The sequence below is a fragment of the Sulfitobacter undariae genome, from assembly GCF_014196805.1.
In the GTDB taxonomy this organism is placed as follows: Bacteria; Pseudomonadota; Alphaproteobacteria; order Rhodobacterales; family Rhodobacteraceae; genus Sulfitobacter; species Sulfitobacter undariae.
This window is the reverse complement of the sequence record NZ_JACIEI010000001.1, coordinates 167,301-179,623: the sequence shown is the minus strand read 5'-3', so window position 1 is coordinate 179,623 and position 12,323 is coordinate 167,301. Positions and strand designations below refer to the sequence as shown.

The following is a 12,323-nucleotide window of genomic DNA, read 5'->3' as shown; positions in this document are numbered from 1 at the left end:
ATGGGGAAAACACAAAATTTAGGCCCAGAACGCAGACCTTTAGGGCAACTTAGCCGTCAACACATACCGCAAAATATCCACCACCTGCGCCGGATCAGAGGCCACCGCCAAAGCAGCGGCATCCACTTCCTTGAGCGCATGGGCGTGATCCGCGCCGTGCAGAATGATCAGTGATTTACCCAACGCCGCAGCATATCCGGCATCAAAGGCAGCATTCCACTGCTTGTACTTGTCGCCAAACCGCACAACCACAACGTCAGCATCGGCAATACCTTTGCGCGTGCGGATTGCATTAATTTGCGCGCCTTTGTGATCATGCCAAAACTTGTCCGCCTCAGCCCCCAGAATAGCGACACCGCAATCATCGCTTGCCGCGTGATCCGTCACAGGGCCTGAAAACACGATATCCAGCCCTTGAGCGCCCTCAGTGATTTGCTCACGCCAATCTGTATGAATCTCGCCTGACAGGTACACATTCAACATCGTCTCTCCCCCTCAGGGCGCAGGCCCCATTTCGATTTTGCCAATACTCTCAAACCTGCCGCCACCCCAAAGGATGGCGGCAGCGTTACATCACCCGCGCAAGACCCCGCCTGTGGCCTTGGTCACTTTTTCAACAACCTTGGCCCCCACAGCTTCGATATCCGCATCTTTCAACGTTTGTTCATGCGGTTGCATGCGTACGGTCAACGCAAGGGATTTTTTCCCCTCACCCAGACTGCCACCGATGAATTCGTCAAACACACGCACGTCTTCGATCAATACCTTATCCGCACCCATCGCCGCGTTAACCAACGTCAGGGCTTCTACATCCGCATCTACAACAAAGGCAAAGTCACGCTCGACCGCTTGCAAATCACTGACCTTCAGCGCGGGGCGTGTGGCCCCTGCTTTGCGCGGCAGCGGCACTTCGGCAGGCCAGATCGTAAAGGCCATTGCAGGCCCCTTCACATCCATCGCGGCCAAGATACGTGGATGTACTTCGCCAAAGATGGCCAGCACTTTCTTGGGACCAAGACAAACCTTGCCGTGACGGCCGGGATGCCAACAATCATCAGCGCCGCGCAGAATTTGCACTTTGGCCGGTGCGCCGATTGCCGCCAGAATGGCCTCGGCGTCCGCTTTGACGTCAAACACGTCTACGTCACGCGCAGCACCCAACACGTCTTTGGGACCAGTACGCCCCACCAACAGGCCAGAAACAAGCATGTGCTGTTCGCCCGGTTCACCGCCACTAAAGGCAGGGCCAACTTCAAACAGCGCCATATCTGCAAAACCACGTGCCTGATTGCGTGCTGCGGCAGCCAGCAGACCGGGCAGCAAGGCCGGGCGCATGTGGCTCATGTCATTGCTGATCGGGTTTTCCAGACGGGTTGCATCAGTGCCCCCACCAAACAGAGCCGCCGAGGGCTGGTCAATGAAGCTATAGGTCACACATTCATGATAGCCCAATGCCGCCGCCGTACGCCGAGCCGCAACTTCGCGGCGCTGCACAGGTGACATCACGGGGCGCGGCACGCCTGTTGTCAGACGCGGCAAAGGCACGCCTTCCAACTTGGTCAGGGACGCAATCCGCGCCACTTCTTCCACCAGATCGGCCTCGCCCTGAACATCGGGGCGCCAGCTGGGCACATGCGCCATGTCGCCTTCCAAACGGAAACCCAAAGACGTCAGCGTCTGACGCTGGGTCGATTCAGGGATTTCCATACCAACCAAGGAAACCACACGTTTCGCATTCAGACGGTAGGCGCGGCTGGTGTCAGGCACTTTACCCGCACTCACCACGTCCGAGGCTTCACCGCCCGCATGATCAAGGATCATCTGGGTTGCGTGCTCAATCCCGTATGGCGTCCACTCGGGGTCAATCCCGCGTTCAAAGCGATATCGCGCATCCGAATTGATCTTGAGCGCGCGGCCCGTGTAGGCTGTACGCACCGGATCAAAATACGCTGCTTCAAGGAAGACATTCACGGTGTCTTCGGTCACGCCAGTGGCCAAACCGCCCATCACGCCGCCAATGCTCTCAACCCCATTCGCGTCCGAGATCACGATCATGCTGTCTTGCAGGGTGTATTCTTTGTCGTCCAACGCGACCAAGGTCTCACCACCTTTGGCGCGGTGAACGCGCAACGCGTCGCCTGCAATCTTATCCGCGTCAAACACATGCAGCGGGCGGTTGCGGTCAAAGGTGAAAAAGTTGGTCACATCCACCAAAAAGCTGATCGGCCGCAGGCCAATGGCACGCAGACGGTCTTGCAACCAAACAGGGCTTGGCCCGTTTTTCACGCCGCGAATGACACGGCCAAAGAACACAGGACAGTGCTCCAGCGTGTCGTCGTCAATGCTGACGCTGACAGGACAAGGGAACGCCCCCGCCACCACATCTACGTCACGCTGCTTGAGCTTGCCCAAACCACGCGCCGCCAGATCACGCGCAATACCGCGCACGCCAAGGGCGTCTGGACGGTTCGGCGTGATGGCGATTTCGATCACAGGGTCAACTTTGGCAGGGTCATTTTCGGCCAGCCAATCGGTAAAGCTGTCGCCGACATTACCAGACGGAAGTTCAATGATCCCGTCATGCTCTTCGGACAGCTCCAGCTCGCGCTCGGAGGCCATCATGCCAAAGCTTTCAATCCCGCGGATTTTGCCCACGCCAATGGTGGTATCAATGCCGGGCACGTACACGCCGGGCTTGGCGATCACAACGGTGATGCCTTCGCGCGCATTGGGTGCGCCACAGATGATCTGTTGCAGGCCTTCGTCGGTTTCCACCTGACACACGCGCAGGCGGTCCGCATCGGGATGCTTTTCAGCGGATTTCACAAAACCAAGGGTAAAATCGCGCAGCTTCGCGCCACGGTCTTCGACCCCCTCCACTTCCAGACCCAGATCGGTCAGGGCATAGGTGATCTCATCCACGGAAGCCGTGGTGTCGAGGTGCTCTTTGAGCCAAGAGAGTGTGAATTTCATTGATCTAAACCTGTAAACTTAAGTGCCCATGATGATAGTAGCGCGACAGCAACTGAAATAAGAATAGTAAGAACGTTGTTCTTAAGAGATACGATCTGGCGCTTCCACCATACTGAGTTGTCAAACCAATCATATCCGACTGAGCTGATCCCCACATGATATTCGCAGGGCTGATCCGGCGTCAGATATGACGATCCAACTGAGCTTTCATACGTCTCTAAAAGTCGTCCATCACCAATCATAAGTTGCAAATTGAAAACTTCTTCTTGCGTCCAGCCCTCATTTTCAGAAAATTCATTCCCATGTTCATCTGACCAAACTCGCTTGAGAAGCACCTTCGCGCATGAAGAATTGCGGATTTTCCGTATGATCTGGACTTGTAGGGAGCGGTTTCGCTTCACCTACTCAACCCACCATGCAAATTCGGCTGATCCAAGCTCGCGAAGCCATAGTGCCGCAGCCAACGCAAATCTGAATCAAAGAACGCCCGCAAATCGGGGATGCCGTATTTCAGCATCGCAATACGGTCGATCCCCATGCCAAAGGCAAAACCTTGATAAACCTCGGGATCGATCCCGCCAGCGGCCAGCACTTTGGGGTGGACCATGCCAGAACCCAGCACTTCCATCCATCCGTCGCCTTCGCCAATGCGCAATTGGCCATCGACCCATGAACATTGAATATCCACTTCCGCCGATGGTTCGGTGAAGGGGAAATGCGAGGCGCGGAAGCGGGTTTTGATGCCGTCGATCTCGAAGAAAGCCGAGAAGAATTCCTCCAGCGTCCATTTCAGGTTCGCCATGGAGATGTCTTTATCAATCGCCAAACCTTCTACCTGATGGAACATCGGCGTGTGGGTCTGGTCATAGTCAGCGCGGTACACACCACCGGGACAGATGATGCGCAGCGGCGCGCCTTCGGCCTCCATCGTGCGGATTTGCACAGGCGAAGTATGGGTGCGCAGCACATGCGGCGGGCGGTCGTCACCTTCAGCGCGGGCCATGTAAAACGTGTCCATCTCGGCGCGTGCAGGGTGGTGGCCCGGAATGTTCAGCGCGTCAAAGTTATACCAATCGGTATCAATGCGCGGACCTTCGGCAACGGAAAAGCCCATTTCAGCAAAGATCGCTGTCAGTTCTTCGGTAACCTGAGACACAGGGTGAATCGTGCCCATGGGCCGCCCGCGTGACGGCAGCGTCACGTCCAGCCACTCACTGCGCAGGCGCTCATCCAATGCCGCATCGCCCAGTGCCGCCTTCTTCGCCGCCAAAGCCGAGTTAATTTCATCTTTAAGCGCATTCAGCGCAGGGCCTGCAGTCTGGCGTTCTTCTGGTGTCATCTTGCCCAGTTCACGCATTTTCAGAGCAACTTCGCCCTTTTTGCCGACAGCGGCCAACCGGATGTCTTCCAATCCGGATTCATCAGACGCATTTGCAATCTGGGAAAGGTATTTTTGCTTGAGATCGTCCATGTCACATACGCCCTTAAGAAGTTGCAATCCTGCTAGCAGAACCGCCGCAAAACGCAACCCATGCGGCACGTTGGCGTGAGGCTATACAGATGTTCGGTCGCATCAACTGCGCGCCAGCAACCAAGGTTCTAGATACGACCGCAGCCTGCTTTGTATCGGCACATCGGTATGAAGCGCACAAAAATGCAACCCGAGCGTTTGGAAAACAAAGGCTTGAATGCCTTCTGCCAATATCTTGAGGGGGACATCGCGCCGCACCCCCTCTGCATTCAACCACCCCATCACCACGGTTTCGTGACGGGCGATGCACATGCCGATTGGCCCGATATCATCGGTCAACGCAGCGCCTGAATACCGCAATATCAGATCAAAAACGTAACGCTCGCTGACCATGAAATGCAGCATTGGCAGCATTTCATCCACCATGGTGCCAACCGTTACAGGCGCTGGAACCTCGGACAGTGCATCAAGGATACAATCTAAACGGGCTCCGATCAGACGCTCCATCAAGGCATCCTTGTCGCGAAAATGTGCAAAGAAAGTGCCCTTAGCCACACCTGCCCGCGAAACCACCTCCTCTACCCGAAGCGCGTCAAACCCGCCTTCCGATACGATAGCCTCAGCCGCCGCGACCAGTTTAGCCCGTGTGGCGAGCGTTCTTTTTTGAATCTGCTTTTCCATAGGTTTTCATCTCACATTTCTGAGCTGCGTTCAATTGCAGTTGACCGCGGTCAATTATATCCATATCAAATAATGACCACGGTCAATTATTTGAGGTCTTCATGACAAAACGCATATTTATCCTAAACGGCCACCCTGCCGATACATCCCTGAACATGGCCTTGGCGCAGACCTATGCCGTTGCGGCAAAAGCCGCCGGAAATGACGTTCGCACGCAAAATCTAAGCGAGATGGATTTTGATATCGATTATGGTTTGAGCGGCTTTGAAAACCCCAAACCACTTGAGCCCACTCTGGAAACCATGATGCAAAACATCGAATGGTGTGAGCATTTGGTTCTTGTGACGCCAATGTGGTGGGGCGGCATACCCGCCAAGCTGAAAGGCGCAATCGACCGTACATTCCTACCCGGGCGCGCATTTGATTCGCGGGTTCCACCAGGCAAGATGCCCCTGCCCATGCTTAGCGGACGCAGCGCACGTGTCATCCTCACATCGGATACACCGCGCTGGATTCTGTCACTGATGTACCGCAGCGCGATCGTCCATCAACTGCGAAAGCAGGTCCTGAAGTTTGTTGGCATCACCCCGACACGATTCACCTTTTTGTCAGGCGCCAGCCACCCGAAAACCGGGCAAGTTGACCGCTGGCTCACGCAAATCAGCGCATTGGGCAGATCAGCAAGGTAACACGCGCCAAACAAAAAAAGCCGCCCCATATAGGAGCGGCTTTTCTCAATTCTTTTGTCGTTTGACGCCTTAGGCTGCCAGCGACGCCTGAGCTTGCTTTACAATCGCTGTAAATGCTTCTGGTTCGTTCACGGCCAGATCAGCCAGAACTTTGCGGTCAACTTCGATACCGGCAAGGTTCAGACCATTGATGAAGCGTGAATATGTCAGCTCTGCATCATGGGCGCGAACAGCCGCGTTGATACGCTGGATCCACAATGCGCGGAAGTTCCGCTTGCGAACCTTACGGTCACGGGTTGCGTATTGGTTGGCTTTGTCTACTGCCTGACGCGCGACCTTAAAGGTACTCTTGCGACGGCCGTAATAACCTTTTGCTGCCTTGACGACCTTACGGTGACGGGCGTGGGTAACTGTACCACCTTTTGTACGGGACATATCGGCTCTCCTTAGCGGTCGTAGGGCATAAAGCCCTTGATGATCTTGGCATCTGGCGCTGACAATGCTGTCGTGCCGCGTGCGTTACGGATGAATTTGTTGCTCCGCTTGATCATGCCGTGCTGTTTACCAGCCTGACCGCCGATGACCTTACCAGTCGCCGAGATCTTAAAGCGCTTCTTTGCGCTCGATTTCGTCTTCATCTTGGGCATTTCTGTCTCCTATAGTCTACAGTGAAAGCGCGACTCGGCATGCCACTTGAGGCCGGCCACGCAGGAATGAAAGCTGCCTATAGGACGGCCAGCATCACAAAGCAAGGGGCGATCTGCCCATCAAGGCATATACCGCGCAATGAGATTCACCACGACATCAGGAAGCCCTTCCAGCGTGTAGCCCCCTGCCTTGGTCAGTATAGCAAAAGCAACCAGCCCGCCGCCGATAAGCATCGACACAATCGAGGCGCTTGGTGCACGGCGATCCGTTATCGCGGAAAAAAGGGACGGGATCGCCACAGCAATGATCACAAGACCCATAACAAGTGCTAAATCAGTATCCAAAGCACACCTCCAACTTAACCAAAAAAACTAAACAGCAATATGCTCCAAGTTACTCTGGATCGGAGGCGAAGATCAAACGCTCATCACAGGGAGCGACGCGCAAGATATTCGTGGTACCGGGCACATTAAAGGGCACACCCGCCAAGACCACGACAAAATCGGTTTCTTGGGCGAACCCCTCTTCACGCGCTGCGCGCACGGCACTTACCACCGCCAGCTTAAAGCGGTCCAGCTCTTCGGTCAGGACACAATTCACACCCCAGCTGAGCGCCAGCCGCCGCGCCGTGCGGACAAGTGGTGTCAGTGCAATGATCGGCACACGCGGACGCTCACGGGCGGTCAATGCGGCAGTTGTGCCGGAATGGGTAAAGCAACAAATCGCTTTTACGTCCGTTGTCTCGGCGATCTCACGTGCCGCAGAAACCATAGCATCGGCAATGCCCGAGCGTGACGCAGTGCGGCTGGCCTCGATAATCTGCCGATATGTGGCGTCGCGCTCGACCTCAATGGCGACATTATCCATCGTTGCGACAGCTTCCAGAGGATAGCTACCTGCCGCCGACTCTGCCGACAACATCACACCATCCGCACCCTCATAGATCGCCGTTGCCACATCAGATACTTCGGCACGGGTAGGCATCGGGCTGTCGATCATGCTTTCCAGCATCTGCGTGGCAACGATCACAGGTTTTCCCACGGCACGACAGCGGCGCACCAATCGCTTCTGGATCGGCGGCACAGCAGAAACAGGCAGTTCAACCCCTAAATCACCCCGTGCGACCATAATACCATCGCTCACTGCCAGAATATCATCAAACCGCTCAACTGCGGATGGTTTTTCAATCTTGGAGAGGATCGCAGCGCGCCCTTTGGTGAGCACACGTGCCTCATCCACATCCTCGGGCCGCTGAACAAAGCTCAGCGCGAGCCAATCAACGCCAAGGTCGCAGACAAATTCCAAATCAGCGCGGTCTTTGTCACTCAACGCCGCAAGCGGCAGTAATACATCGGGTACATTCACGCCTTTGCGGTTTGAGATCGCCCCGCCGAACACAACTTCGCATTCAGCAAAATCGGCCCCACAGGTTTTAACCTTGAGCCTGATCTTACCATCATTAACCAAAAGGGAGGCGCCTTCCTCCAATGCTGCAAAAATCTCGGGATGGGGCAGACAAACACGGCTGGCATCTCCCGGTGTCTCGTCCAGATCCAGTCGGAACGATGCACCTTCAACCAGATCTTCACTCTCTTTCGCAAAAACACCCACCCGCAGCTTTGGTCCCTGCAAATCCGCCAGAATGCCAATGGTAGACCCCAACTCCTCTTCAACCGCACGGATCATCGCGTGTTTGGCACGGATTTCCTCATGGCTGCCGTGGCTCATGTTCAGGCGAAACACATCTGCGCCCTGCTTGTGCAGCGCTGCTATCATCTCATGCGTGTCAGAAGCCGGCCCCAGCGTTGCCACGATTTTCACATTGCGTTGGCGTCTCATTCCGGTCTTCCTCACATCATTAGAAATAAAATATGCCTACAGTCCAAGCATAGCCCGTGTTTACTTCGGGACCAGGTGAACGTGAACCAGAAAATGGTTTCAAATAGATGACAGCGCTACTCACCTCTCCACCTTGACCAAGGCGCTCCATCCCCCCATCTAGAAGGAAACCACAGGAGCCCCCATGTCAGATCACAGCCAGCAAGAAATCGAACTGCAAGCCGCCGCTTTTCGCCGCCTCCAACAGCACCTGATGCAAGACCGTACAGACGTGCAAAACATCGACATGATGAACCTTGCCGGTTTTTGCCGGAACTGCCTGTCGCGTTGGTATCAAGAGGCGGCAGCAGAACGCGGCATAGAGATCGGCAAGACCGAAGCCCGCGAACTGTTTTACGGGATGACTATGGAAGACTGGAAAGCCAATTATCAAAACGAATCAACTGACACACAGCAAGAGGCGTTTGCTGTCGCCTTTAAGGAAAACGTCGGAGGTAAGTGAGCCTTTTTGGTCACAGTAGTGCCGTTTTGGGCCCGATCCACCCCGGAAACAGTCAATTCCCACACGGCATCAGCTCTTTTTCTCACATTTTCGCCTCATTTGGCTTCTAGATACCTCCAAAGTTAACGTTTTATTAACCTGAGGTTATTTCAGATGCTCGCACTCTTCATACTCCCCGCCCTTATTGGCCTAGCCCTTCTCATTGATACGAACAGTGACGACGACGACACAGTCGACACACCAGATGTACCTGAGACTCCCGATACCGAGACAACTCAGCTGACAGACGGCATTCCCGACTTCTTGGGCACCTCAAGCCCTGAACATGTTATCGGCACCGACGGCGACAACTTGATCGATGGCCAAGGCGGGAATGACTTTATTGAAGGTAAAGACGGCGACGACAGCATTGATGGCGGTAGCGGCAGTGACCGGATATTCGCAGGTGACGGCGATGACGCTGTCCTCGGTGGCGAAGGCAACGACCGCGTATTCCTTGGCGACGGCGACGATTCATACATCGGCACAGAAAGCGACAATGAGGGTGAAGGCAACGACTTCATTCGCGGCGGTAGCGGCAAAGATCTTATCCTGGACCAGAGCGGCAGCGACACCATCTTCGGTGACGTCGGCAATGACTCTATCGGCGCCTTCGGCGAAGATGACGAAGCTGATACATTGAACGGTGGTTACGGCAGCGACACTATCGTAGGTGACAACGGCGATCTGATGATCGGCGGCCAAGGCAACGACCTGTTCAGTGTCATCAAAGCAGATAACACCACCCCTGAAAACGTGACAGTAGATGACTTCAACACCGACGATGATACATTCCAACTGCTGGTTAACGCCCCACAAGAATCGGAAGCCGTCAATTTCGGCTATGATGAAGCCAAAGGTGGCGTCACCGCATCATGGCGCGGTGAGGAAGTTGCCATTTTGAAGGGCCTCACAGAAGCCGACATCCCGAACATTAACACATCTATTCGGGATCTGGACGGCGTAGAGAGCGGTACATCTATTTTTGACCTTGTTGCTCAACAAACCGAGACAACTCAGCTGACAGACGACACTCCCGACTTCTTGGGCACCTCTAGCTCCGAACATGTTATCGGCTCAGACGGCGCCAACTTGATCGAAGGCCAAGGCGGAAATGACTTTATTGAAGGTAAAGGCGGAGCAGACCGCATTGATGGCGGTAACGGCAGCGACCGGATTTTCGCAGGTGGCGGGAATGACGCTGTCATCGGTGGCGAAGGCAACGACCGTGTATTCCTAGGTGATGGCAACGATGCCTACATCGGCACAGCTGAAAATGGTGCGGGCAACGACTTCATTCGCGGCGGTAGCGGCAAAGATCTTATCCTGGACCAGAGCGGCAGCGACACCATCTTTGGTGACGTCGGCAATGACTCTATCGGCGCCTTCGGCGAAGATGACGAAGCTGATACATTGAACGGTGGTTACGGCAGCGACACTATCGTAGGTGACAACGGCGATCTGATGATCGGCGGCCAAGGCAACGACCTGTTCAGTGTCATCAAAGAGAATGGCACGACCCCTGACAGCGTGACAGTTGACGACTTCAACACCAACGAGGATACATTCCAACTGCTCGTCGGAGACGCGAACGAAGGGGAAGCAATCGATTTCAGCTATAATGAAACCGAGGGTGGCGTCAGCGCAACATGGCGCGGTGAAGAGGTCGCCTTTTTGAAGGGTCTTACAGAAGCCGACATTCCGAACATTGCGACATCTGTTGTTGACGTGGAAGATCTAGAGGACGGCGCTTCGGTTTTTGACATTAATCCGCAACTACCAGAACCAGAGGAACAAATCGTCAGTGACGGCTACATCGGCACAGATGCTTCAGAACTGCTGCGCGTTGACGAAGAAGGCGGTGACGTAAATGCGGGTCGCGGTGCCGATACAATCTACGGCTCCGACCAAGACGATATCTTGCGCGGTGGCCGTGGGGATGACTCGATCCTCTCTGGCGCAGGTGACGATTCAGTTGCAGGCGGCACAGGCAATGATTTCATTACCATGGGTGACGGCGATGACGTATCCCCGCTGGCCTATTCCCACGGCGCAGAAGCCAATGCAAACGCAGGCGACGACACCATCAGTGGCGGAAGTGGCGACGATGTGATCGTAGATCGTCAAGGCTCCAACAAGCTTAATGGCGGCCTACACCATGACCATCTCGAAGCTCTTGATGGCCCGACAGAAGACCTGAGTGGCAACAACCCTGTTCAAATCGGTACAGTTGACACTCTGAATGGCGGCTATGGAAACGATACTCTGGTCGGTGACGCTGGCGATATCATGACCGGTGGGGAAGGCGACGATCAATTCTATGTTGCCGACTATCAAGATGTTGACGTGGAAGAAGTGCGTATCACTGACTTTGTCACTGACGAAGATACGCTGACAATCTTGCACCGTGGCGAGTCGGAAGACAGTGAACCAGTGCTGGAAGTAACCCCAGAAGGTGTGACCGTTTCCTATGACGGTAAGGCCGTTGCGGTGCTGGAAGGGCTGACCGAAAGCGATCTTCCGAATATCGAAGTCGCGATCACACGCTTGAGCGATCAAGAAGCAGCATAACCTAACAAAGTGCCGCGCTTGGACAATCCCAAGCGCGGCACTTTAACCTACACGGCGGCTTTGCGCATCTCGTCAATATAGATTTCCCGCAGACGCAGCGCGACTTTGCCGGGCACACCATCGCCCAGCGCCACACCGTCTAATTCGACCACAGGCATCACAAAGGCACTTGCCGAAGTGGTGAACGCCTCATCGGCTTGCTGTGCTTCCTTGATTGAGAAAGACCGCTCTTCAACTTCCATCTGCGCCTCACGGGCCATGCGCAACACAGCAACACGGGTGATGCCGTGCAAGATGTCATTGCTCAACTGACGCGTGATGATCTTGTTACCCTTCACGATATACGCATTGTTGGATGTGCCTTCGGTCACAAAACCGTCTTCAACCATCCATGCATCATCGCAACCCGCCTTCTTGGCCATCATCTTGCCCATGCTTGGATAAAGCAGTTGAACAGTTTTGATGTCACGACGGCCCCAGCGGATGTCCTCGATGCTGATGATCTTCGCGCCCTTCTTGGCCGCAGGGTTATCCGCCAGACCGGGCTTGTTCTGTGTGAACAGCACAATGGTCGGCGCGGTTGTCTCGGGATCAGGGAAAGCGAAATCGCGGTCGCCCGCAGAACCACGTGTGATCTGGAGGTAAATCAAACCCTCGTCAATCTCGTTCACACGCACCAATTCGCGGTGCACTTCCAGTAAATCTTCTTTGCTGATCGGATTACGCATGTCCAACTCATCCAAAGACCGCGCCAAGCGCACGATATGGCCTTCAAAATCAATCAACTTGCCGTCCAGCACGGATGTGACTTCATACACACCATCGGCCATCAAAAAACCGCGATCAAAGATCGAGACCGTAGCTTCGGTCTCTGGCAGGTATTCGCCGTTCAAATAAACTGTCCGCATTC

At 54.8% G+C, this 12,323-nt stretch carries 12 protein-coding genes; 3 read left to right on the top strand and 9 right to left on the bottom strand.

Translation table 11 applies throughout. From position 1 onward, the window contains the following. Positions 1-39: 39 nt before the first annotated feature. The 4 genes from GGR95_RS00860 to GGR95_RS00845 all read right to left on the bottom strand — a co-directional run bounded on the left by GGR95_RS00860 (position 40) and on the right by GGR95_RS00845 (position 5,125). On the bottom strand, positions 40-483 hold the full coding sequence (locus tag GGR95_RS00860) for a YtoQ family protein (protein WP_184561822.1): 444 nt from the start codon (positions 481-483) through the stop codon (positions 40-42). A 90-nt stretch (positions 484-573) separates the two neighbouring features. Then, positions 574-2,973, bottom strand: coding sequence for a phenylalanine--tRNA ligase subunit beta (gene pheT, locus GGR95_RS00855; protein WP_184561820.1), 2,400 nt, complete (start codon positions 2,971-2,973; stop codon positions 574-576). Between the two features lie 397 nt (positions 2,974-3,370). Continuing rightward, positions 3,371-4,444 carry a phenylalanine--tRNA ligase subunit alpha gene (pheS, locus tag GGR95_RS00850; RefSeq protein WP_184561818.1) on the bottom strand — a complete coding sequence of 358 codons (1,074 nt, stop codon included), beginning with the start codon at positions 4,442-4,444 and terminating at the stop codon, positions 3,371-3,373. A gap of 102 nt (positions 4,445-4,546) precedes the next feature. Further along, positions 4,547-5,125 carry a TetR/AcrR family transcriptional regulator gene (locus GGR95_RS00845; protein WP_184561816.1) on the bottom strand — a complete coding sequence of 193 codons (579 nt, stop codon included), beginning with the start codon at positions 5,123-5,125 and terminating at the stop codon, positions 4,547-4,549. Between the two features lie 101 nt (positions 5,126-5,226). On the opposite strand from GGR95_RS00845, the gene GGR95_RS00840 reads away from it, so the two are divergent. After that, complete coding sequence (locus GGR95_RS00840) at positions 5,227-5,814, top strand: NAD(P)H-dependent oxidoreductase (protein ID WP_184561814.1); 588 nt, start codon at positions 5,227-5,229, stop codon at positions 5,812-5,814. A gap of 69 nt (positions 5,815-5,883) precedes the next feature. Here GGR95_RS00840 and rplT read toward each other — a convergent pair whose 3' ends face one another. The 4 genes from rplT to pyk all read right to left on the bottom strand — a co-directional run bounded on the left by rplT (position 5,884) and on the right by pyk (position 8,301). Further along, positions 5,884-6,249, bottom strand: a complete 366-nt coding sequence (gene rplT, locus GGR95_RS00835; RefSeq protein ID WP_184561812.1) for a 50S ribosomal protein L20 — start codon at positions 6,247-6,249, stop codon at positions 5,884-5,886. Positions 6,250-6,260: 11 nt separating this feature from the next. Continuing rightward, positions 6,261-6,461, bottom strand: a complete 201-nt coding sequence (rpmI, locus tag GGR95_RS00830) for a 50S ribosomal protein L35 (RefSeq protein WP_184561810.1) — start codon at positions 6,459-6,461, stop codon at positions 6,261-6,263. Between the two features lie 120 nt (positions 6,462-6,581). Next, positions 6,582-6,806 carry a hypothetical protein gene (locus GGR95_RS00825; RefSeq protein ID WP_184561808.1) on the bottom strand — a complete coding sequence of 75 codons (225 nt, stop codon included), beginning with the start codon at positions 6,804-6,806 and terminating at the stop codon, positions 6,582-6,584. A gap of 49 nt (positions 6,807-6,855) precedes the next feature. Next, entirely contained in the window at positions 6,856-8,301 is a 1,446-nt protein-coding gene (pyk, locus tag GGR95_RS00820; protein WP_184561806.1) for a pyruvate kinase, read from the bottom strand. Between the two features lie 184 nt (positions 8,302-8,485). Here pyk and GGR95_RS00815 point away from each other — a divergent pair, with 184 nt between their 5' ends. After that, positions 8,486-8,803, top strand: coding sequence for a DUF1244 domain-containing protein (locus GGR95_RS00815; RefSeq protein ID WP_184561804.1), 318 nt, complete (start codon positions 8,486-8,488; stop codon positions 8,801-8,803). A 153-nt stretch (positions 8,804-8,956) separates the two neighbouring features. Further along, positions 8,957-11,413 carry a calcium-binding protein gene (locus GGR95_RS00810; protein ID WP_184561802.1) on the top strand — a complete coding sequence of 819 codons (2,457 nt, stop codon included), beginning with the start codon at positions 8,957-8,959 and terminating at the stop codon, positions 11,411-11,413. 47 nt (positions 11,414-11,460) lie between these two features. Here the strand turns inward: GGR95_RS00810 and GGR95_RS00805 are convergent, their stop codons facing one another. Further along, positions 11,461-12,321 (bottom strand): D-amino-acid transaminase, encoded by an 861-nt coding sequence (locus GGR95_RS00805; RefSeq protein WP_184561800.1) that lies wholly within the window; start codon positions 12,319-12,321, stop codon positions 11,461-11,463. Positions 12,322-12,323 lie beyond the last annotated feature (2 nt).

What these genes read in the sequence shown, in the direction of transcription:
- GGR95_RS00860 (WP_184561822.1), bottom strand. Translation starts at nt 483, where the DNA reads ATGTTGAATGTGTACCTGTCAGGCGAGATTCATACAGATTGGCGTGAG.
- pheT (WP_184561820.1), bottom strand. Translation starts at nt 2,973, where the DNA reads ATGAAATTCACACTCTCTTGGCTCAAAGAGCACCTCGACACCACGGCT.
- pheS (WP_184561818.1), bottom strand. Translation starts at nt 4,444, where the DNA reads ATGGACGATCTCAAGCAAAAATACCTTTCCCAGATTGCAAATGCGTCT.
- GGR95_RS00845 (WP_184561816.1), bottom strand. Translation starts at nt 5,125, where the DNA reads ATGGAAAAGCAGATTCAAAAAAGAACGCTCGCCACACGGGCTAAACTG.
- GGR95_RS00840 (WP_184561814.1), top strand. Translation starts at nt 5,227, where the DNA reads ATGACAAAACGCATATTTATCCTAAACGGCCACCCTGCCGATACATCC.
- rplT (WP_184561812.1), bottom strand. Translation starts at nt 6,249, where the DNA reads ATGTCCCGTACAAAAGGTGGTACAGTTACCCACGCCCGTCACCGTAAG.
- rpmI (WP_184561810.1), bottom strand. Translation starts at nt 6,461, where the DNA reads ATGCCCAAGATGAAGACGAAATCGAGCGCAAAGAAGCGCTTTAAGATC.
- pyk (WP_184561806.1), bottom strand. Translation starts at nt 8,301, where the DNA reads ATGAGACGCCAACGCAATGTGAAAATCGTGGCAACGCTGGGGCCGGCT.
- GGR95_RS00815 (WP_184561804.1), top strand. Translation starts at nt 8,486, where the DNA reads ATGTCAGATCACAGCCAGCAAGAAATCGAACTGCAAGCCGCCGCTTTT.
- GGR95_RS00810 (WP_184561802.1), top strand. Translation starts at nt 8,957, where the DNA reads ATGCTCGCACTCTTCATACTCCCCGCCCTTATTGGCCTAGCCCTTCTC.
- GGR95_RS00805 (WP_184561800.1), bottom strand. Translation starts at nt 12,321, where the DNA reads ATGCGGACAGTTTATTTGAACGGCGAATACCTGCCAGAGACCGAAGCT.